The sequence below is a fragment of the Bacteroides intestinalis DSM 17393 genome, from assembly GCF_000172175.1.
Taxonomy (GTDB): Bacteria; Bacteroidota; Bacteroidia; order Bacteroidales; family Bacteroidaceae; genus Bacteroides; species Bacteroides intestinalis.
In genome coordinates, this window is the sequence record NZ_ABJL02000008.1 from 3,362,939 (window position 1) to 3,383,330 (window position 20,392).

The window sequence follows — 20,392 nt, forward strand, 5'->3', positions numbered from 1 at the left end:
AGCAAATTACGGTATAAACCTGAAAACAACCACCATGCATAAAATACCACAACCGATACTGCTGCTACTGTTACTACCATTGTGCCTCATCGCCTGCCATACCGGCAACGGAAGTGAAACCATTACCGGAAATGCAGCCGCCCCTCTCCGTTCTTCCCGCTACCACGCCGACAGCCTGCGTTTCCTCGCCGCCACAGAGCCCCTCTACGACCAAAGGCGGGAGCGTGAAACCATCCCCTATCTCGACTCCATCTTCCTGCTGCCCGCCAGCCTCAATCCCGACGCCCCGCAGCACTCCGACACCCTCAGCACCGCCGAAGGCCGCCTGCTCTGCAACCGTGCCTTGCGCTACCTGATGGTAAGCTACAACCTGCTAATAGACTTTGAAGGCGGCTACCGCCACCTCGACAGCCTCCAACGCCTGCACCTCCCCTTTCTGGAACGCTACTGCCTGCGAGGCCTCCTCACCGCCAAAGCCCAGATGCTGATGCCCCTCGACCGCCACGCCGAAGCCCTGCAATGCCTCGACCAAGCCATGAAGCTCGCCCGGACAGAAGACAGTATCGCCGCCCCCCTCCCTTCCGGCCTCCTTGCCCGCGCACAAGCCACCGGACGCCTCGAATGTCCCGAGAACGACAGCTACTGGAGTGCCGCCGCCGGCATCACCTACATGGGCGTGGACAGCGCAAGTACCCGTGCCGAGCAAGCCTTCCTGCGGGTTATCGACATTGCCCGCCACACCGGTTTCCGCGGTGGCCTCTATCCCCATGCCATAGCCCGCCTTGCCGACATCTACCTGCACCAGGGTAAATATGAACAGAGCATCGCCCTCTGCCGCCAAGCCATTGCCTCCACTCCCTCCGACAAACCCGACGAACAAGGGCAATATATCGCCGCCGAAAACCTGACCGAAGCCTACCGCCGCCTCGGCCTTTACGACGAAGCCCTGCGCTACTGCGCCATCGTGACCGACGCCCCCAAAGACTTCGAGATACTGAACAACCTGCGCGGACGCTCCTACATCAACAAAGCCGCCGTCCTTGCCGAAATGAACCGTTCCGCCGATGCCCTCGTCGCCCTGCAACAAGCCGACAGCTGCTTCAACCGTACAGGCAACGATTACTATAAGCTGCAAGCCGCCCTCGAACGCGCCCATCTGCTCACTTTGCAGCCCGACTCACTGGAAGCAGGCCTGCGCATTTTCACCACCCTCGAAGGACAAATACCCGCCCATCGCCAAGCCTTCTACCTTTACTATTACGGAAGCGCCTGCGCCCAAGCCGGACAATACTCCCGTGCTATCCCCCTGCTGGAAAGTGCCGTGACGGAATCGGAGAACATTTCCGAACGCCTCATGGCCCACCAGGCCGCCCGTCTGCTCACCGAGTGCTACCGCCATACCGGACGTTTCGCCCTCCTTGCCGACTTCCTGCCCCGCTATCAAGCCCTTTCCGACTCCATAGCCAGCGACGCGAAGATACGCCAGCTTGCCGCCGCCAACATCCGCTTCGAAACCGAAAAGAAAGAGCAGGAGAACCGCGCCCTCACCGCCGAAGTAGCACTGAAGGACAGTCGCCTGCGCACCACCCTCCTCGTTGGCACACTCTGCCTGCTGCTGGCTGCCGGCATCATCATCTGGGTAGTGATGAGGCATCGTGCCATCCGCATCCGGCAGGAAGCCGCCGCCACCCTGCTGCGCGAACAGGAAGCGCAACTGCACAGCCTCATCCGCGACCGCCAGCAACTCAACGACCGCAATCTCGACCTGGTCCGCCAACTCTCCGACATCCAGGCCACACACGAAAATACCTGCAACCTCGACAGCATCATGGAGAGCCTGCAACAAAGCCTTTTCAGCAAAGAAGACGCCGAACGCTTCCGCCAAAACTTCTCCGCCGTTTATCCCACAGCACTGAACCGTCTGCGGAGCCGTTGCCCCGACCTGACCTACAGCGACGAACTCTTCTGCATGCTCGCCATGCTGCAACTGGACAACTTCGAAATGGCACGCACCTTGGGTATCAGCAAATCCAGTGTCTCGAAAACACGATACCGGATACGCATAAAACTGGGATTGCCGGAAGGAGCCGATGCAGACACTGAAATCAGAAAAGTGATGTCTTCCAAGGAATAATTGCATAGTATTCACTATCTTTGCAACAGTTCAACCATTTGGAAACTGTTAGCGTTATATTACTTATAAACATTATAATAGAAAGATTTATGAAACGTACAAAATTAGCTGCATCCTTCCTGTTAGCCGGGACTCTGCTCCTGACGGGATGCGTGAGCAAGAAAGAATTAGTGAATCTTCAAACAGATTATAACAAGTTGAAGGACGAGAAGACTGCCCTCGATAAGTCCTATCAGGATGCGCAAATCCAGCTCGCCGAGTATCGCACACAGTCCAAAAGCCTGGAAGACCGCCTCAACGAAGCCCGGAAAAACAACCAGGAGCTGCGCAACAGCTACGCCACTCTGCAAGGTTCTCTCGACAAGAGCCTCCAGCAGAACTCCCAAGGCAACATCAACATCTCCAAACTGGTGGATGAGATTAATGCCTCCAACCGCTACATCAAGCAACTGGTGGACACCAAGAGCAAATCGGACTCTCTGAACGTAGTGCTGACCAACAACCTCACCCGCTCCCTGAGCCGCGAAGAGCTAAAAGAGGTGGATGTAAAGGTCTTGAAAGGCGTGGTTTACATCTCCTTGGCAGACAATATGCTATACAAGAGCGGCAGTTACGAAATCAACGAACGCGCCGGCGAAACGTTGAGCAAGATTGCCAAGATTATCACCGATTACAAGGATTACGAAGTATTGGTAGAGGGTAACACGGACAATGTGCCCATCTCCCGCCCCAACATCCGCAACAACTGGGACCTGAGCGCCCTGCGTGCCTCATCCGTAGTGCAAGCCTTGCAAAATCAATACGGCGTCGACCCCAAACGTCTTTCCGCCGCCGGCCGTGGAGAATATAATCCTCTCACGGATAATGACACCGAACTGGGCAAGCAACGCAACCGCCGTACGCAAATTATCATCACTCCGAAGCTCGACCAGTTCCTGGAGCTGATAGACAAGGCGCCGGAAGCGGAAGGAGAAGAAAAAGCCGAATAAAGTAAAGACTGCCTGCAATTACCTAACCTACAAGCAGAAACATAGGGAAAAAATATAATTCCAAAACAAACCTCAGACTGTCTCTGAATAGGAAGAAGCCTATCACTCTGTCATCCGGAGCAAAATAACGGCAAGTTGCTATTCAGAGGCAGTCTATTTGTTTTTTCCCTTCTATAAGCCCTGAATAAGTACAATTTAATAGTTTTTATCGCACACGCACTTACATTTTATCACATTTATTCCTACCTTTGCGCCCAAATTATAACTTTTAACTAACAACTCATAATCAACTACCATGGCTAAGATAACCAAAGAAGCTGCCTTGCTGTATCACTCACAAGGCAAACCAGGTAAGATAGAAGTAGTGCCTACCAAGCCCTACAGTACCCAAACCGACCTTTCACTTGCATACTCCCCCGGTGTGGCGGAGCCATGTCTTGAAATAGAAAAGAACCCGCAGGACGCATACAAATATACAGCGAAGGGTAATCTGGTAGCTGTAATTTCCAACGGTACCGCAGTGCTCGGTCTGGGCGATATAGGCGCGTTGAGCGGCAAACCCGTAATGGAAGGTAAAGGATTACTTTTCAAGATTTACGCCGGTATCGACGTGTTCGACATCGAAGTGAACGAGAAAGACCCTGAGAAATTTATCCAGGCAGTCAAAGCCATCGCCCCTACTTTCGGTGGCATCAATTTGGAAGACATCAAAGCTCCCGAATGTTTCGAAATAGAACGCCGCCTGAAGGAAGAACTCGACATCCCCGTGATGCACGACGACCAACACGGTACGGCCATCATCTCCAGTGCCGGACTTGTGAACGCTTTGCAAGTAGCAGGCAAGAAGATTGAAGATGTGAAAATCGTTGTGAACGGTGCCGGCGCATCGGCTGTATCCTGTACGAAGCTGTACGTTTCACTGGGTGCCCGCCTGGAAAATATCGTGATGGTGGATAGCAAAGGCGTTATCAGCAAGACACGTACCGACCTCAACGAACAGAAGCGTTATTTCGCCACCGACCGTACTGACATCCATACCCTCGAAGAAGCTATCAAAGGGGCCGACGTATTCCTGGGATTATCCAAAGGTAATGTACTGTCACAGGACATGGTGCGCAGCATGGCCCCGTCTCCTATCGTTTTCGCACTGGCTAACCCTACACCGGAAATCTCCTACGAAGATGCCATGTCAGCCCGCCCCGATGTATTGATGGCAACCGGACGTTCAGACTATCCGAATCAGATTAATAACGTAATCGGTTTCCCCTATATCTTCCGTGGCGCGCTCGATACTCAGGCAAAAGCCATCAACGAGGAAATGAAAATTGCCGCCGTACATGCCATTGCCAACCTGGCAAAACAACCCGTGCCCGATGTTGTGAACGAGGCTTATCATGTTAACAACTTTAGTTTCGGTCCCGAATACTTCATCCCGAAACCGGTTGACCCGCGCCTTATCACCGAAGTTTCCTGCGCTGTAGCCAAGGCTGCCATGGAAAGCGGTGTAGCCCGTAAGAACATCGAAGACTGGGATGCTTACTGCGTACAACTCCGCGAACTCATGGGTTACGAAAGCAAACTCACCCGCCAGCTTTACGACACTGCCCGTCGCAATCCGCAACGCGTGGTATTTGCCGAAGGTTCCCACCCCAATATGCTGAAAGCAGCCGTAGAAGCCAAAGCCGAAGGCATCTGCCATCCCATCGTTTTAGGTAACGACGAGACTATCGAGAAACTGGCAAAGGAACTCGACCTCAGCCTGGAAGGTATCGAAATCGTAAACCTGCGCCATCCGAACGAGGCAGCACGCCGCGAACGTTATGCCCGCATCCTTTCTGAAAAACGTGCCCGCCAGGGTGCCACCTACGAGGAAGCCAACGACAAGATGTTCGAACGCAACTACTTCGGTATGATGATGGTGGAAACAGGCGATGCGGATGCATTCATCACCGGTCTTTATACAAAGTATAGCAACACCATCAAGGTAGCCAAGGAAGTTATCGGCATACAACCGCAATACAAGCATTTCGGTACGATGCACATCCTGAACTCCAAGAAAGGTACGTATTTCCTTGCCGACACGCTAATCAACCGTCACCCCAATGCCGAAACATTGATTGACATTGCCAAACTGTCAGAGCACACCGTACGTTTCTTCAACCATACCCCGGTAATGGCCATGCTGAGCTACTCCAACTTCGGCGCCGACACCGAAGGCAGTCCGGTAAGCGTACACGAAGCCGTAGAGTACATGCAGCAGAACTATCCCGACCTCGCCATCGACGGTGAGATGCAGGTGAACTTCGCCATGGACCGCAAGATGCGCGACGCCAAATATCCTTTCACCCGCTTGAAAGGCAAGGATGTGAACACCCTCGTATTCCCGAACCTGAGCTCTGCCAACTCCGCATACAAACTGTTGCAAGCTATGAATACGGAAATGGAGCTAATCGGCCCGATACAAATGGGACTGAACAAGCCTATCCACTTCACCGACTTCGAAAGTTCCGTGCGCGACATCGTAAATATCACCGCAGTAGCCGTTATCGATGCTATCGTGGACAAAAAGAAAGCAGGTAAATGAGACGTCCGTTATCGAAATCACAAAGTGTTTGCATTGTGCTGCTTTGGGCAGCACTTTGCTACATAGTTCTGACTACTGTCGAACGAATTGATGGACCAGTCATTATGACGCTTATCATTTCGGCAGCGTTAGTGTTCATTCCGGTAATAAAATCATTAAAGAGAGGATAAATAATGTCTTTTTATTCCTTTTTGCGGTAGAAAACAATAAAAATGTTGTTTTCTACCGCATTTTCTTTATAAATTGTTTGTTTGTCTCATTTTTATGTGTACTTTTGCAACCGCAACAGAGAAAAAGGGAAACAAGATACGAGGAAACAAGTTACAAGAAATTCCCTGCGGTAGCGCAAATGCCTTATCAACTGACCCCCTCGTCAACTTGTCAACTGAACTCTCGTCAACTGAAAAATAACCAATAAAAGAAATAGATTATGAACGCAGCTAAGGTATTAGAAGATTTGAAGAGACGGTTCCCCAACGAACCAGAGTATCATCAGGCAGTGGAAGAAGTACTTTCTACAATTGAAGAAGAGTACAACAAACACCCGGAGTTTGACAAAGTCAATCTGATTGAGCGTCTTTGCATCCCCGATCGTGTTTACCAGTTCCGCGTGACTTGGATGGACGATAAAGGTAACATCCAGACAAACATGGGTTATCGCGTTCAACACAACAACGCTATCGGTCCGTACAAAGGTGGTATCCGTTTCCACGCATCTGTGAACCTCTCAATCCTGAAGTTCCTCGCGTTCGAACAAACCTTCAAAAACTCTCTGACTACTCTGCCTATGGGTGGTGGTAAAGGTGGTTCCGACTTCTCTCCGCGTGGCAAGTCTAATGCTGAAGTAATGCGTTTCGTACAAGCATTCATGCTGGAACTGTGGCGCCATATTGGTCCTGAGACTGACGTTCCTGCCGGTGACATCGGTGTAGGCGGTCGTGAAGTAGGTTTCATGTTCGGTATGTACAAGAAGCTGACTCGTGAATTTACCGGTACATTCACAGGTAAAGGTCGCGAATTCGGTGGTTCACTGATTCGTCCTGAGGCTACAGGTTACGGTAACATCTACTTCCTGATGGAAATGCTGAAAACTAAGGGTACTGACCTGAAAGGTAAAACCTGCCTGATCTCAGGTTCCGGTAACGTAGCTCAATATACCGCTGAAAAAGTTCTCGAACTGGGTGGTAAAGTTCTGACAATGTCCGACTCTGACGGTTATGTTTACGACCCGGCAGGTATCGACCGCGAGAAACTGGACTACATCATGGAATTGAAGAATCTCTACCGTGGACGTATTCGCGAATATGCAGAGCAATATCCGGGTGTGAAGTATGTAGAAGGAGCTAAACCTTGGGGTGAAAAAGCTGACATCGCTCTGCCTTCTGCAACTCAGAACGAACTGAACGGTGACCACGCTCGCCAGTTAGTAGCAAACGGCTGTATGGCTGTTTCCGAAGGTGCTAACATGCCTTCTACTCCAGAAGCTATCAAAGTATTCCAGGATGCCAAAATTCTGTATGCCCCGGGTAAGGCTGCCAATGCAGGTGGTGTATCAGTATCCGGTCTTGAAATGACTCAGAACTCTATCAAACTGAGCTGGAGTTCTGAAGAGGTAGACGAGAAACTGAAGAGCATCATGAAGAACATTCACGAAGCCTGCGTACAGTATGGCACAGAAGCTGACGGTTATGTGAACTATGTGAAGGGTGCTAACGTTGCCGGATTCATGAAGGTGGCAAAAGCTATGATGGCACAAGGTATCGTGTAAGAAAGCTATAGTTGTTATATATTGGGAATCCCCTTTGCACTCGGTGTGAAGGGGATTTTCTTTATAACTCATCGTCATTTTCTTCATCAGCTTAGACTTCATCCTTAAATCCGTTTTTTTTACTACTTCAATGTCGCAATCAATACTATCGGATTACTTTCCTCGCCAACATTTTCCAGAGCCTCAACAAGTTCTTTCTTTTTAGCTTCATCCTTTGCCTTGGTGGCTTTTATCCGACCTATATCAATCCAGTTATCTTCACTAAAAGGTTCCAACACATCTATCCAATACTTACCGGCAGAACGATAATCAACTGTAAATTCACCTCCCAACAAGTCATTATCCAAAACAAAAGGACGTTCTATACCCCGTAAAGGTATGTTGAACCAGGGCACTTGGCGTTCTTTAATTTTGCCTTGTCGCTTTTGCTCCCTCACTGTTCCATCTTGTTTGTTGTAGCAATAAGTCAGTACCTTATCCCCTTTGCTCCCCACCAAATAGACATAATCTTTGCTTGGATAATAAGAGCTGATAGAGAAGTAATCGAAGGCTTTTCTTTCTCTAAACCATAAATGAGTCTGCTCGTAATCTCCTTTTTCTTCTTTTGTAAAGATAGAATATTGAGGACTCAAACTTTCATGAGCGACGTCATATCGATAGATAGTATCAGTATCGGGATATTTAAGGGTTAATTGGCTACCATAAGTATCTATATTGGTCAGATCCTCTTTCCAATAATTAGCAAAATAATTCATCTGAGCGCAATTCTTAATGATACCTTCTTCTCTACCCTTATGAACCGGATTCTTGAACATCTTTTTTAAATGAAAGCAACTGTCTACCAGTGCAAAAGACCATAAAGAGTCTTTGGGTACCGGTCTGTACAATGCTATGTTTTGTGCAATAAAAAAGTTGTTTTCGAACAGTACATGTTGCGTATAAGCTGCTGCAAATTTATTATAGTGATTATACCCTATAACGTTTCTCTTAAAGTTCCCTTCAAAATCATACACCAGAATGCCTCCACCTACAATATAGACTTCTTTATGATTTTCGTCAATGAGGAATTCACCCAGAGTGACGTACTCACCAGGTCCTTGCCCTATATTGCCCACCATGTTTAAGAACTTTCCCGAACGGGAAAAACGTAGAATACGATTATCTTTATAATGCGCTATCCAAATATCATGATCTGTTACTTGCACCAGATGAATGCCTGCTGTCAGCGCCTCATTGGTTGCCTCCAAACACACAAACTCTACTTTAGCAACGGCATCGCTCAACGGCAGTGAAGAAGCATCCGATACATTTTCGGACAAATTAATCACAGCAACACCATTGGGTTTCGGTAGTCGAAGTTTGTTGTTTCTTACCGGGTGTACAACTTATTAGTGCACAGATTAATAACAAAGGAATGTATTTCATAATACACAGGTATTAATTGGTTCTTTACATGATGTGCTTCACCTTATTATATCTATAGAATGCTCCATTTGCATATTCTTTCAAACTCCTTTCTACAAAGGAACAAATTAATTAGGAGAATTCGCAAATATATGAAGTGAATTTTAGCCTGCCTTTTGCATGCCTTTCCAAAGATAATCCCTATTTTTGCAACAATAGCTTTATTCTTTAATATATTATGCCAGTAACAGAAGAAGAATTAAAAACGATATTTGCATCCTCATGCATCGAGTCAGCTGCCCGTGCTATTGGATGTCCGGCATCAGAAATGTATTTGCGCATGAAGCGCATCAATCTGATTGAAAACTATATTTGGGAGTTTTATGATGTACTTCACACCCAAAGCCGGGTATATGTAACAGAAGATATCCTGAAAACATTGGATATTTGGGAAAAGAAAGCTGGAATAAATCACTAATTCAAAAGAAAAATATATGCTCACTGTTTATCACGGCTCCATTACTAAAGTGGATTATCCAATTGCTAAAGCCGGACGAGAGAATCTTGATTTCGGCCAAGGTTTTTATATCACCAACATAAGAGAGCAAGCGGAAAGATGGGCCTTTCGCATAGGCAGACAACTACAAGAATCCCCTATACTCAATATTTACGAGCTTGATATAGAACGCATAGAAAAGGAATACCGCTATCTAAAATTTAAGAAATACGACCAACAATGGCTTGAGTTTATTGTAAAAAGCCGCAAAGGCGAAAAGCCATGGGCAACATACGACATTGTGGAAGGCGGCGTGGCAAACGATCGCGTCATTGATACAGTAGAAGCCTATATAAACGGCATGATGACTGTAGAGATGGCATTAGGGCAATTAGCGCAACACCAGCCTAACAACCAATTTTGTCTGTTAAGCCAATTACTAATAGACGAATGCCTACATTTTGTTTCCATTGAACAATTAAACCCCTAAATATATGTTGAGTGACCTTCTTATGTGGAACAAAATCGGAAGAATCGTAATGCGACTTTCCGAGAAGCTGGAGATTTCTCCATTGCGTGCTTTAGATGTTTTCTATACATCAACGGTTTGCAACCGCCTGCATGACCCTGAAACCGAACTCTATACTTTCAGTGATGCCTATATTGTAGATGAAATCATTATGGAAATCCGCAACAATTGATACTCTCTATATACGACAAGCCTATTATAACGAGATTGTCCTGCCGGCTCCCGCCACTGCCATAAAACTAATATCAAACCTACTAAGAACTAATCCCCGCAACGCAAGGAACTAATTTCTTATTAACTAAAAACTATTCATACATCAACTGTTGTAAGAAAATTCTATAATTATTGTAAGGGAATAGAACAATTATTGTAAGAAACTACTATATTTGTAGTACGAATATTTTTTAGTATGAAAAATATTAGTTCGTAGCACATCCGACATTAGTTTCTTGCAGTTCCGGTGCCAGTTTGTTTCTACGGAAGTATAAACCTCTTAAAACATATATTATGAGTACTTACTATGACCTCTACGAAACACCGGATCCCAGTGGCGAAGGAAAGAAAAAACCGTTGCACGCACGTGTGCGCTCTAAAGGCACCATTACGGCAAAAGAATTTCAGGAACGAATGGTGAAAGAGCAGCACATGCCGCACGCCATGATAGTGGGCATCATGCAAGCCATCAGCAATGCACTGGGCGACTGGCTTGCCGACGGCTACAATGTGGAATTGGACGAACTGGGTTACTTCAGCACTACGCTGAAATGCACGCGGACCGCCATGAACAAGAAAGATATTCGTGCCGAGTCCGTACGGTTTGAAACCGTGAAGTTCCGCCCAAGCAAAACCTTCAAAAAGTACGTTAGGTATCAAATGCATTTGGAAAGGCTGGACAAGAAGATGACGACAAAGAAACCGGCAGTAGCCCCGGAAAAAAGAAAAGAGATGATGCTGAAATTCCTGGAAGTAAATGTCTGCATCACACGCACCGAATACTCCCGCCTGACGAATATAACGGACCGCCGTGCCAGTTGTGACTTACAAGAATATTTGGCAGAAGGCATTATTCGCAAACGGGGCGGAGGACGTTCAGTAGTTTATATAAAGAGGAATCAAGAATAAGCCATACTCCTTTCAGCGGGAAAACGCAGAAAGCAATGCCTCGTAAACCGCCGGATGGAGGAAGTAACGAACATCTTTCCCTTCCTCCATCGCTCGGCGAATAAAGGTAGAACTAATTTCGAAAGTAGGCGAAGAAACTACTTTCACATTCTCCGGAAGGGAATCGGAAGAAACCGGATAACCGGGACGGGGATACACAAGAATATGGTTTTCAACAAGAATACGCTCCGACTGATACCAACAGGGAAATAGCACCCAGTTATCCGAACCGATAATCAAATAAAATTCCCGGTCGGGATAGGTTTCTTTCAGTTTATCCAGCGTATGGATGGTATAGGACGGACGGGACAGATTAAACTCAATATCAGAAGCCTTAAACTTGGGATACCCCTCAATGGCAAGTTGAACCAACTTCAAACGGAAGGCATCATCCATCAATTCATCTTCTTCCTTCAACGGATTATGAGGGGTTACGAGAAACCATACTTCATCCAGCCCTTCATACTCGCAAAGATAATTGGCAAGGGCAAGATGTCCGATATGTACCGGATTGAAGGAGCCGCTGAAGATACCTGTTTTCATTCTATTGTTTTCATACGTTTCCAGCAAGTATAAACATTGATGCAACTTGAAAGCAGCACCACAGACATACCAATAATGATTGTCCATTGCAGGTAATACAAAGCGATCAATCCAGACACAAGAGAAACTAGTGCCAAGAGAATGTTGAGAATCAACAATGCTTTGTTCTGCTTGGGAGAAACAGGTTTCGGGGTATACATAGGAACCAATTATTCAGACAAAAACTCTGTAATAACCTGCAAAGCTTCCGCCTTTGCCTTCTCCAAATCATCATTTACAATGACTTTATCGAACTTAGGGGCAAACGTCAGTTCATATTCCGCCTTGGCAACGCGGGCTTCTATCACTTCGGGAGCATCCGTTCCACGTCCTACCAGACGTTTACGAAGTTCCTCTACCGAAGGAGGCTGAATGAATACCGACAGAGCACGGTCGCCATAAAACTTTTTTATATTGCAGCCACCTACAACGTCCACATCAAAAACCACATTTTGTCCGGCAGCCAACTGAGCTTCTACCTGAGACTTCAATGTACCGTAGTAACGGTCCTTGTACACTTCTTCATATTCCAGAAACTCATCATTGGCAATGCGAGTACGGAATTCTTCGGGAGAAAGAAAGAAGTACTCCACTCCATGCTGTTCTGTTCCGCGTGGCGGACGACTGGTAGCAGAACAAGAAAAAGCCAGATTCAGGTTCTGCTCCAACAAATAGTTGATAATGGTTGATTTCCCTGACCCTGAAGGGGCTGAGAAGATAATAAGTTTAGCCATATTGAAATAGTAATTACATCACGTTCAATACCTGTTCTTTGATTTGTTCCAGCTCATCCTTCATCTGCACTACAATCTTCTGCATCTCAGCATGATTGGACTTGCTTCCCAACGTATTGATTTCACGTCCCATTTCCTGGGCAATGAAACCCAACTTCTTACCTTGTCCGCTTCCATCCTCCATAGTATTAATGAAGTATTTCAAGTGGTTGCTCAGGCGTTGTTTTTCTTCGTTGATATCCAGTTTCTCAATGTAATAGATGAGTTCCTGCTCCAGACGGTTCTTGTCATAGTCCACGCTGATGGTCTTTTCCAAAGCATCCGTGATGCGTTCTTTGATTTTCTCTACACGCTCTTTTTCGTACGGATCAACAGAAGTCAGCAACTTGGCAATATTGGAAATCTTTTCGCGGAACTTCTTCTCTAAAGCCGCGCCTTCCTGTATACGGAATTCAACCAGATTTTGGATAGCCTGAAGTACAGTGGCATGAACAGCTTTCCATTCTTCCTCGCTTAGTTCCTGAATATCGTTCTTGGTCATCACGTCCGGCATGCGGAGCAAAGTAGAGAACCAGTCTTCGGGTGCAGGGATACCGGTAGTTTCGGAGATGGTACGAATGCGTTCGTAATACGCCACTACCACATCCTGGTTAATGGGAGTAATAAGTTCACAGGCATCTTTTTTATCAATCCACAGACTGAAATCCACTTTACCACGTTCCAGTGCCTTAGCAATTTCGTTACGGATTTCTATTTCTTTTTCCCGGTAGAGGGGAGCGATGCGGGTTGACAGATCCATCGCTTTACTATTGAGCGATTTGATTTCTACATTGATTTTCTTATCGGACAGTTCAGCGGTCGCTTTACCGTATCCGGTCATGGATTGTATCATAAGATTCTTTAGTTTTCCGCAAAATTACATGAATATTTTCATTAGTGAAAATTATTCAAGAAATAAGTGACGTGTTTATCGCTTACTCTTTACTCCAAATACGTGTGTTCAAGTTCAGTTCATCTACAATTTCCAGTAAGGATTGGAGCACTGCAAAGTCCGATTTAAGGATGCTCATATCGTTCAAAGAACTCCACACATCCGCTTCAAACCGGTTCTTTGAATCCGGAATGGCGACCAGAATCGTAGAATTCCGGAAACTGATGGTAACTCCTTTCTTGAAATTGCTGTCCAACTTCAACATTCTTTCCATCATGGAAGGGGTAATCAGATAGCGGGCCTCAATCTGGTTCGTGGAAAAGACATCAAAGACTTTTTCAAAATCGGGACTTTCCATTTTCACTCTCGAAGCTCCCATCTTAATCTTGAAAAAGCTGTCCCGCAAAACGGTCGTTTCTCCCTGAAATTCCTTATGAAAGTCAGCAATGAAAAGAAATCCTTTGAAAATATCTTCCCAATAATACTGCACTCCATTCTTAGTAGAACGAGCTCTGCGCTCTTCAGCATGTACTTCGGAACAGATAAAGCTGGTTTTATCCAGACATCCTTCTATCAGATCTTCGGCATGATAACGGTCGGGAGAAGTAAACAGTCCGCTATTTCTAAAAAGATCCTCACTCACTCCGTCATTCGGAGAGTAGGTCGCATTCGGACAAAAGGCATGGATTATTTCATCTACCACTTCTTCTTTATAGAAAGAGGAGAATATTTTCGATTTATTATTGATACAAGTAATAAAAATGATAACAGAAATAACAACAATAACTATCGGACCAAAGATCCCTTCCAATTTAAGTATTAACAAAGCTATCACTCCTACTACCAGAAAAATAGCAGCATAAATCAAACCCTCTGAACGCCCTTTCCTCAGGAGTTCCTTACGTTTATTTTCCAGAACTTGCAATGTGGGGGCCAGTTTCTGCGCCAGAGAGTCAAAATCTACATAATCCATTGCCGGCTATTTTATGAATTGAACAAGTTCTTTACATCCGGAGTTGCACGTTCTGCTTCCGGAATTGTCAGCACCGCTTTTCTTGTAAAGCCAAACATACCTGCCAACAGATTTGTAGGGAAAGTCTGGACGGCATTATTGTAATCGGTTACAGAAGCATTGTAAGTGCGGCGGGCAGCAGCCAACTGTTCTTCCGTTTCATTGAGCGAACGCTGCAATTGCAGGAAATTTTCAGAAGCTTTTAGTTCGGGATAGTTCTCCGCCACTGCAAAGAATTGAGTACGCACTTTAGAAAACATTTTGTCAAATTCCGCCTTTTCGCTGTCATTAAGAGAAGTGTAAGTCTTATTGCGCATTTCCGTTATTGCAGCAAATGTATCGGCTTCATGCTTGGCATATTGCTGAACAGTTGCAACCAGATTGGGTATCAAATCGAAGCGGCGTTTCAACATGACATCGATAGTGGAAAAAGCATTTTCTATCTGATTTCTCTTTCTCACCAGTGAGTTGTACATCGAAATCAGCACCAAAATAAAAAGTACAATAATAATAGCTACGATCATAATTACAGATACAACGACCTCCTTGTGCCGGTTATTTTATGTTAACGAATTCAGCGTTTATCCCTAAAATCAGACAGCAAAGATAGAAATAATCTAAAAACCTCCCAATAAAGCCGTAAGAAAGATACCGAACCCTTTTTGGATTCGCTTGTGTATCTGAAAATAAACCTGTAAATTTGCCACAATTAAACTAACAAAAGACTATGTCGTGTATCTTACATATTGAAACGTCCACCTCGGCATGCTCCGTTGCAGTGAGTGAAGATGGACAAAATGTATTTAACAAAGAAGACCTGAACGGCCCGTCTCATGCCGCTCTGCTGGGAGTATTTATAGACGAAGCTCTGTCGTTTGCCGACAGTCATGCCATGCCGATTGATGCAGTGGCGGTGAGTTGCGGACCGGGTTCCTACACCGGACTACGTATCGGCGTATCTATGGCGAAAGGAGTTTGTTACGGACGTAATATTCCGCTGATCGGTCTTCCGACATTGAAAGTACAATGCGTGCCGGTATTGCTTTATCATGATGAATTGCCTGAAGACGCACTGTTATGCCCGATGATTGATGCACGCCGCATGGAAGTATATGCTGCCATCTACGACCGTGCCCTGAAACCTGTGCGCGACATAGCCGCTGACATTGTAGACGAAAACTCTTATACGGAATTTCTGAATCAACATCCCGTTTATTTCTTTGGAGACGGAGCAGCCAAGTGCAAAGAAAAAATAACTCATCCCAATGCGCACTTCATTGATGATATTCATCCATTGGCAAAGATGATGTTTCCACTTGCCGAAAAAGCAATAGCCGAAAACGACTTTAAGGATGTAGCTTATTTTGAACCATTCTACCTGAAAGAGTTCGTAGCTTCCCAACCGAAAAAACTTTTATAATATATGCAATATAACACTCAACAAAAGCGGATGCCTTTGCCGGAATACGGACGCAGCATCCAAAACATGGTTGACCACGCGTTAACAATCGAAGATCGCGCCGAACGCCAACGTTGCGCAAACACCATTATCAACATTATGGGTAATATGTTCCCGCATCTACGTGATGTACCCGATTTTAAACATAAACTATGGGATCATCTGGCTATCATGTCCGACTTCAAACTGGATATTGATTACCCGTATGAAATTATCCGCAAAGATAATCTGAATACCCGTCCGGAAGTGATCCCCTATCCCAGTACAAAAATCCGTTACCGCCACTACGGCCGTACACTGGAAGTATTGATAAAGAAAGCAATTGACTTCCCCGAAGGAGATGAAAAGCAGAATCTGATTGCCCTGATCTGCAACCACATGAAGAAAGACTTCATGACCTGGAACAAGGATACGGTAGACGACCGTAAGATTGCAGAAGATCTTAACGAATATTCGGGTGGCAAATTGCAGATGACGGATGACATCATCAAACTGATGGCTGAACGTATTAATCAGAACTACCGTCCGAAAATGAACAATCAGAACAACCGGAGAGATAACCGGAATAATAAGAGAAAGTACTAATAGATTTATGGCATCATTCGTAATTGAAGGAGGACACAGATTATCCGGCGAAATTCATCCGCAAGGCGCAAAAAACGAGGTATTGCAAATTATCTGCGCCACGCTGCTGACAGCCGAAGAGGTGACTGTACATAACATTCCGGATATATTGGACGTCAATAATCTTATTCAGTTGATGCGTGACATGGGCGTTACGGTATCCAGAAAAGGGCTTGATACGTATAGTTTCAAAGCAGAAAAGCTGGATTTGAGTTATCTGGAAAGCGATGAATTCCTGAAGAAGTGTTCCAGTCTGCGAGGTTCGGTTATGTTAATCGGCCCAATGGTAGCACGCTTCCATAAAGCGATGATTTCAAAACCGGGTGGTGACAAGATAGGACGCAGACGCCTAGATACTCACTTTATCGGCATACAGAATCTGGGTGCAGATTTCTCGTACAATACAGAACGCGAAGCATACGAGATTTCAGCTTGCGAACTGAAAGGCACCTATATGTTGTTGGACGAAGCTTCGGTAACCGGAACTGCCAACATTGTGATGGCAGCGGTACTGGCCAGAGGAACAACCACCATTTATAATGCTGCCTGTGAACCGTATCTGCAACAACTTTGCAAGATGCTGAACCGCATGGGCGCCAAGATACAAGGTATTGCCTCCAATCTACTGACCATTGAAGGAGTGAACGAACTGCACGGCACCGAACATACGATACTTCCCGATATGATCGAAGTCGGCAGTTTTATCGGTATGGCAGCCATGACGCAAAGTGAGCTCACCATCAAGAATGTTTCTTATGAAAACCTGGGCATCATCCCTGAAAGTTTCCGCCGTCTGGGCATCAAACTGGAACAACGGGGAGACGATATCTATGTTCCTGCACAGGAAACGTATCAGATAGAGTCGTTCATAGATGGTTCCATCATGACTATTGCCGATGCTCCCTGGCCGGGACTGACGCCGGACTTGCTAAGTGTAATGCTCGTAGTTGCCACTCAGGCAAAAGGCAGCGTGCTCATTCATCAAAAAATGTTCGAGAGCCGCCTGTTCTTCGTGGACAAACTGATAGATATGGGAGCACAGATTATTCTTTGTGATCCTCACCGTGCCGTTGTCATTGGTCATAACCATGCCATGCGTCTGCGAGGCGGGAATATGACTTCACCTGATATTCGTGCCGGTATTGCATTGCTGATTGCCGCCATGAGTGCGGAAGGAAGCAGTCGTATCCACAACATTGAACAAATCGACCGGGGGTATCAGGATATTGAAAGACGCCTGAATGCTATCGGAGCAAGAATTACGAGAATATGATATAGGATGGTGGAAGATGATTAAGAATGGTAGGATGATAAGATGATAAAAAGAGAAGATGTATATAAGATAGGAGTATTTAACAAACCGCACGGCATTCACGGTGAGTTGTCATTCACATTCACCGATGACATTTTTGACCGGGTGGAAGCTGAATACCTAATCTGCCTGTTGGATGGTATTTTCGTACCTTTCTTCCTGGAAGAATACCGTTTCCGCTCCGACTCCACCGCATTGGTAAAACTGGAAGGAGTAGATACGGCGGAACGTGCACGGATGTTCACCAACGTGGAAGTTTACTTTCCTGCCAAACATGCCGAAGATGCCGGACCGGGAGAACTGACCTGGGATTTCTTTGTAGGTTTCCGCGTAGAAGAAGTTAACTACGGAGACTTAGGAGAAGTGACAGAGGTGGATACTGCAACCATCAATACCTTGTTTGTAGTTGATCATCAGGGAGAAGAATTACTGATTCCTGCACAAGAAGAATTCATCCTGAACATTGACCAAAAGCACAAAGTAATCACAATGGATTTACCCAAAGGATTGCTGGCTTTGGATGAAACAGAGGAAGTGTAATATGAGTGATAAAGCGATAGGGCGATAAAGTGATAAACGCGTATGGTGAAAAAGAAACGACATAAAGCATTCTGGAGTAATATCAAATTCAAATATAAGCTGACTATCATCAACGAGAATACACTCGAAGAAGTAGTCGGTCTCCGTGTATCCAAGTTAAACGGCATCTCGGTATTACTTTCTGTGTTGACTGTTTTGTTTCTGGTTGCCTCAGTTATCATTGCTTTCACTCCGTTGCGCAACTACTTGCCGGGATACATGAACAGTGAAATCCGTGCCCAGGTGGTAGAGAATGCTTTACGAGTAGATTCACTTCAACAGTTGGTAGATCGCCAGAATTTGTATATCATGAATATACAGGATATTTTCAGTGGAACCATACGGGTAGATACTGTACACAATATGGACTCACTGACTACCGTACGCGAAGACTCGTTGATGGAACGCACACAGCGGGAAGCGGAGTTCCGGAAACAATATGAAGAGACAGAAAAGTATAACCTGACAAGCATTACAGCCCGCCCGGACATAGAAGGATTGATATTTTATCGTCCCACGCGAGGGATGATTACAGAAAAATTTGATGCTGACAGAAAACATTACGGTACGGATATCGCCGCCAATCCCGGAGAGAGCGTACTTGCTACGCTGGATGGTACAGTTATCTTGAGTACTTATACGGCCGAAACAGGGTATGTGATAGAAGTACAACATAATCAAGACTTTATATCCGTATATAAGCATTGCAGTTCCTTATTGAAACGTGAAGGAGACACTGTACAGGCCGGAGAGGCTATTGCTTTGGTAGGAAACAGCGGACAACTGACAACCGGTCCTCACCTGCACTTTGAGTTATGGCACAAAGGACGGGCGGTGAATCCGGAACAATATATTGTATTTTAAGTGATAGATAAATGAAAAAACAAATTGCTATACTCGGTTCTACCGGCTCCATAGGTACGCAGGCATTACAGGTGATTGAAGAACAATCCGACCAGTACGAAGCGTATGTGCTGACCGCCAACAACCGTGTAGAAGAACTCATTGCCCAAGCTCGGAAATTCAAGCCTGAAGCGGTAGTTATAGCCAACGAAACGAAATATGCCCAACTGAAAGAAGCCCTCGCCGATCTGCCTATCAAAGTATATGCAGGAACGGATGCTATCTGCCAAATTGTGGAAGACTCGGAAATTGACATCGTACTGACTGCGATGGTAGGTTATGCCGGACTGAAACCAACCATGAATGCTATTCGTGCCCGTAAACCCATCGCTCTTGCCAACAAGGAGACGCTTGTTGTGGCAGGTGAGCTGATTAACGATATGGCACGCCTATCCGGTACACCTATATTACCGGTAGATTCCGAACATTCAGCCGTTTTCCAATGTTTAGCGGGGGAACTCGGCAATCCGATAGAGAAGGTGATCCTTACGGCATCCGGTGGCCCGTTCCGCAATTGCACAATGGAACAACTGGCTACGGTAACCAAAGCCCAAGCCTTGAAACACCCTAATTGGGATATGGGAGCGAAGATCACAATTGATTCCGCTTCAATGATGAACAAAGGGTTCGAGGTGATAGAAGCAAAATGGTTATTCGGTGTTCGTCCAGATCAGATTGAAGTGGTAGTACATCCGCAATCTATTATACATTCGATGGTGCAGTTTGAAGACGGTGCAGTAAAAGCACAATTGGGTATGCCGGATATGCGTCTGCCTATTCAGTATGCATTCTCTTATCCGCACCGCCTGAAGGCTTCATTTCCCCGGTTAGATTTCAAGATGTGCACAAACCTGACATTCGAACAACCGGATACTACCCGTTTCCGTAATCTGGCTTTGGCTTACGAAGCTTTGCATAAAGGCGGAAATATGCCTTGTATCGTGAATGCAGCTAATGAAGTGGTAGTTGCCGCTTTCCTGCGGGATGAGATTTCATTCCTCGGCATGAGTGATGTGATAGAGAAAGCAATGTCTATCGTATCATTTGTGGCAAAACCGGAATATGAAGACTATGTAGCTACGGATGCGATGACACGCCGTATTGCACAAGAACTTATAAAGTGATAGCGGTATCAATGATAAGCCGCATTTAATATAGTAAATTGTAAATAGTAAAATAGAAAAATTATTA

Annotated in this window: 21 protein-coding genes; 14 read left to right on the forward strand and 7 right to left on the reverse strand. The window is 45.7% G+C overall.

Annotated elements, in window-relative coordinates; all coding sequences use genetic code 11:
* Window positions 1-34 precede the first annotated feature (34 nt).
* From BACINT_RS22880 to BACINT_RS22895, 4 genes are all read left to right on the forward strand, one after another.
* Window positions 35-2,134, forward strand: a complete 2,100-nt coding sequence (locus tag BACINT_RS22880) for a tetratricopeptide repeat protein (RefSeq protein WP_007667788.1) — start codon at window positions 35-37, stop codon at window positions 2,132-2,134.
* An 89-nt stretch (window positions 2,135-2,223) separates the two neighbouring features.
* On the forward strand, window positions 2,224-3,123 hold the full coding sequence (locus BACINT_RS22885) for an OmpA/MotB family protein (RefSeq protein ID WP_007667790.1): 900 nt from the start codon (window positions 2,224-2,226) through the stop codon (window positions 3,121-3,123).
* 295 nt (window positions 3,124-3,418) lie between these two features.
* Window positions 3,419-5,707, forward strand: a complete 2,289-nt coding sequence (locus BACINT_RS22890) for an NADP-dependent malic enzyme (RefSeq protein ID WP_007667792.1) — start codon at window positions 3,419-3,421, stop codon at window positions 5,705-5,707.
* A gap of 430 nt (window positions 5,708-6,137) precedes the next feature.
* Window positions 6,138-7,475: an NADP-specific glutamate dehydrogenase gene (locus tag BACINT_RS22895; RefSeq protein ID WP_007667796.1), complete on the forward strand. Its 1,338-nt coding sequence runs from the start codon at window positions 6,138-6,140 to the stop codon at window positions 7,473-7,475.
* Between the two features lie 122 nt (window positions 7,476-7,597).
* On the opposite strand, the gene BACINT_RS22900 is transcribed toward BACINT_RS22895, so the two are convergent.
* The gene (locus BACINT_RS22900; RefSeq protein ID WP_007667798.1) at window positions 7,598-8,803 is read right to left on the reverse strand and encodes a 6-bladed beta-propeller; all 1,206 of its coding nucleotides are present in this window, start codon (window positions 8,801-8,803) and stop codon (window positions 7,598-7,600) included.
* Between the two features lie 314 nt (window positions 8,804-9,117).
* Here BACINT_RS22900 and BACINT_RS22905 point away from each other — a divergent pair, with 314 nt between their 5' ends.
* From BACINT_RS22905 to BACINT_RS22920, 4 genes are all read left to right on the forward strand, one after another.
* On the forward strand, window positions 9,118-9,357 hold the full coding sequence (locus tag BACINT_RS22905; protein WP_007667800.1) for a DUF3791 domain-containing protein: 240 nt from the start codon (window positions 9,118-9,120) through the stop codon (window positions 9,355-9,357).
* Window positions 9,358-9,373: 16 nt separating this feature from the next.
* Window positions 9,374-9,865 carry a DUF3990 domain-containing protein gene (locus tag BACINT_RS22910; protein WP_007667803.1) on the forward strand — a complete coding sequence of 164 codons (492 nt, stop codon included), beginning with the start codon at window positions 9,374-9,376 and terminating at the stop codon, window positions 9,863-9,865.
* 22 nt (window positions 9,866-9,887) lie between these two features.
* Window positions 9,888-10,076 (forward strand): DUF3791 domain-containing protein, encoded by a 189-nt coding sequence (locus BACINT_RS22915; protein ID WP_370807822.1) that lies wholly within the window; start codon window positions 9,888-9,890, stop codon window positions 10,074-10,076.
* A gap of 335 nt (window positions 10,077-10,411) precedes the next feature.
* On the forward strand, window positions 10,412-11,026 hold the full coding sequence (locus BACINT_RS22920; protein ID WP_007667805.1) for an HU family DNA-binding protein: 615 nt from the start codon (window positions 10,412-10,414) through the stop codon (window positions 11,024-11,026).
* 12 nt (window positions 11,027-11,038) lie between these two features.
* Here BACINT_RS22920 and nadD read toward each other — a convergent pair whose 3' ends face one another.
* From nadD to BACINT_RS22950, 6 genes are all read right to left on the reverse strand, one after another.
* Window positions 11,039-11,608 carry a nicotinate (nicotinamide) nucleotide adenylyltransferase gene (gene nadD / locus BACINT_RS22925; protein WP_021968361.1) on the reverse strand — a complete coding sequence of 190 codons (570 nt, stop codon included), beginning with the start codon at window positions 11,606-11,608 and terminating at the stop codon, window positions 11,039-11,041.
* Complete coding sequence (locus BACINT_RS22930; protein WP_021968362.1) at window positions 11,605-11,808, reverse strand: hypothetical protein; 204 nt, start codon at window positions 11,806-11,808, stop codon at window positions 11,605-11,607. Before BACINT_RS22930 ends, nadD begins: the two co-directional genes overlap by 4 nt.
* A gap of 9 nt (window positions 11,809-11,817) precedes the next feature.
* Window positions 11,818-12,381, reverse strand: coding sequence for a guanylate kinase (gmk, locus tag BACINT_RS22935; RefSeq protein WP_007667807.1), 564 nt, complete (start codon window positions 12,379-12,381; stop codon window positions 11,818-11,820).
* Between the two features lie 13 nt (window positions 12,382-12,394).
* Window positions 12,395-13,273 carry a YicC/YloC family endoribonuclease gene (locus BACINT_RS22940; RefSeq protein WP_007667809.1) on the reverse strand — a complete coding sequence of 293 codons (879 nt, stop codon included), beginning with the start codon at window positions 13,271-13,273 and terminating at the stop codon, window positions 12,395-12,397.
* Window positions 13,274-13,355: 82 nt separating this feature from the next.
* Window positions 13,356-14,285 (reverse strand): DUF3137 domain-containing protein, encoded by a 930-nt coding sequence (locus tag BACINT_RS22945; protein ID WP_007667813.1) that lies wholly within the window; start codon window positions 14,283-14,285, stop codon window positions 13,356-13,358.
* A gap of 11 nt (window positions 14,286-14,296) precedes the next feature.
* Window positions 14,297-14,848: a LemA family protein gene (locus tag BACINT_RS22950; protein ID WP_007667814.1), complete on the reverse strand. Its 552-nt coding sequence runs from the start codon at window positions 14,846-14,848 to the stop codon at window positions 14,297-14,299.
* 203 nt (window positions 14,849-15,051) lie between these two features.
* Here BACINT_RS22950 and tsaB point away from each other — a divergent pair, with 203 nt between their 5' ends.
* From tsaB to BACINT_RS22980, 6 genes are read left to right on the forward strand one after another with little or no spacing between them, the layout of a single operon-like run.
* Window positions 15,052-15,744, forward strand: a complete 693-nt coding sequence (tsaB, locus tag BACINT_RS22955) for a tRNA (adenosine(37)-N6)-threonylcarbamoyltransferase complex dimerization subunit type 1 TsaB (RefSeq protein WP_044155173.1) — start codon at window positions 15,052-15,054, stop codon at window positions 15,742-15,744.
* Window positions 15,745-15,747: 3 nt separating this feature from the next.
* Window positions 15,748-16,368 (forward strand): DUF4290 domain-containing protein, encoded by a 621-nt coding sequence (locus BACINT_RS22960; RefSeq protein ID WP_007667819.1) that lies wholly within the window; start codon window positions 15,748-15,750, stop codon window positions 16,366-16,368.
* 7 nt (window positions 16,369-16,375) lie between these two features.
* Window positions 16,376-17,680, forward strand: coding sequence for a UDP-N-acetylglucosamine 1-carboxyvinyltransferase (gene murA / locus BACINT_RS22965; protein ID WP_007667820.1), 1,305 nt, complete (start codon window positions 16,376-16,378; stop codon window positions 17,678-17,680).
* 42 nt (window positions 17,681-17,722) lie between these two features.
* Complete coding sequence (gene rimM, locus BACINT_RS22970) at window positions 17,723-18,259, forward strand: ribosome maturation factor RimM (protein WP_007667821.1); 537 nt, start codon at window positions 17,723-17,725, stop codon at window positions 18,257-18,259.
* A 42-nt stretch (window positions 18,260-18,301) separates the two neighbouring features.
* Window positions 18,302-19,162: a M23 family metallopeptidase gene (locus BACINT_RS22975; protein ID WP_007667822.1), complete on the forward strand. Its 861-nt coding sequence runs from the start codon at window positions 18,302-18,304 to the stop codon at window positions 19,160-19,162.
* 11 nt (window positions 19,163-19,173) lie between these two features.
* Window positions 19,174-20,325: a 1-deoxy-D-xylulose-5-phosphate reductoisomerase gene (locus tag BACINT_RS22980; protein WP_007667823.1), complete on the forward strand. Its 1,152-nt coding sequence runs from the start codon at window positions 19,174-19,176 to the stop codon at window positions 20,323-20,325.
* The last annotated feature ends 67 nt before the right edge of the window (window positions 20,326-20,392 follow it).

What these genes read in the sequence shown, in the direction of transcription:
- BACINT_RS22980 (WP_007667823.1), top strand. Translation starts at nt 19,174, where the DNA reads ATGAAAAAACAAATTGCTATACTCGGTTCTACCGGCTCCATAGGTACG.
- BACINT_RS22915 (WP_370807822.1), top strand. Translation starts at nt 9,888, where the DNA reads ATGTGGAACAAAATCGGAAGAATCGTAATGCGACTTTCCGAGAAGCTG.
- nadD (WP_021968361.1), bottom strand. Translation starts at nt 11,608, where the DNA reads ATGAAAACAGGTATCTTCAGCGGCTCCTTCAATCCGGTACATATCGGA.
- BACINT_RS22940 (WP_007667809.1), bottom strand. Translation starts at nt 13,273, where the DNA reads ATGATACAATCCATGACCGGATACGGTAAAGCGACCGCTGAACTGTCC.
- BACINT_RS22975 (WP_007667822.1), top strand. Translation starts at nt 18,302, where the DNA reads ATGGTGAAAAAGAAACGACATAAAGCATTCTGGAGTAATATCAAATTC.
- tsaB (WP_044155173.1), top strand. Translation starts at nt 15,052, where the DNA reads ATGTCGTGTATCTTACATATTGAAACGTCCACCTCGGCATGCTCCGTT.
- BACINT_RS22905 (WP_007667800.1), top strand. Translation starts at nt 9,118, where the DNA reads ATGCCAGTAACAGAAGAAGAATTAAAAACGATATTTGCATCCTCATGC.
- BACINT_RS22945 (WP_007667813.1), bottom strand. Translation starts at nt 14,285, where the DNA reads ATGGATTATGTAGATTTTGACTCTCTGGCGCAGAAACTGGCCCCCACA.
- BACINT_RS22895 (WP_007667796.1), top strand. Translation starts at nt 6,138, where the DNA reads ATGAACGCAGCTAAGGTATTAGAAGATTTGAAGAGACGGTTCCCCAAC.
- rimM (WP_007667821.1), top strand. Translation starts at nt 17,723, where the DNA reads ATGATAAAAAGAGAAGATGTATATAAGATAGGAGTATTTAACAAACCG.
- BACINT_RS22930 (WP_021968362.1), bottom strand. Translation starts at nt 11,808, where the DNA reads ATGTATACCCCGAAACCTGTTTCTCCCAAGCAGAACAAAGCATTGTTG.
- BACINT_RS22910 (WP_007667803.1), top strand. Translation starts at nt 9,374, where the DNA reads ATGCTCACTGTTTATCACGGCTCCATTACTAAAGTGGATTATCCAATT.
- BACINT_RS22950 (WP_007667814.1), bottom strand. Translation starts at nt 14,848, where the DNA reads ATGATCGTAGCTATTATTATTGTACTTTTTATTTTGGTGCTGATTTCG.
- BACINT_RS22885 (WP_007667790.1), top strand. Translation starts at nt 2,224, where the DNA reads ATGAAACGTACAAAATTAGCTGCATCCTTCCTGTTAGCCGGGACTCTG.
- gmk (WP_007667807.1), bottom strand. Translation starts at nt 12,381, where the DNA reads ATGGCTAAACTTATTATCTTCTCAGCCCCTTCAGGGTCAGGGAAATCA.
- murA (WP_007667820.1), top strand. Translation starts at nt 16,376, where the DNA reads ATGGCATCATTCGTAATTGAAGGAGGACACAGATTATCCGGCGAAATT.
- BACINT_RS22890 (WP_007667792.1), top strand. Translation starts at nt 3,419, where the DNA reads ATGGCTAAGATAACCAAAGAAGCTGCCTTGCTGTATCACTCACAAGGC.
- BACINT_RS22960 (WP_007667819.1), top strand. Translation starts at nt 15,748, where the DNA reads ATGCAATATAACACTCAACAAAAGCGGATGCCTTTGCCGGAATACGGA.
- BACINT_RS22880 (WP_007667788.1), top strand. Translation starts at nt 35, where the DNA reads ATGCATAAAATACCACAACCGATACTGCTGCTACTGTTACTACCATTG.
- BACINT_RS22920 (WP_007667805.1), top strand. Translation starts at nt 10,412, where the DNA reads ATGAGTACTTACTATGACCTCTACGAAACACCGGATCCCAGTGGCGAA.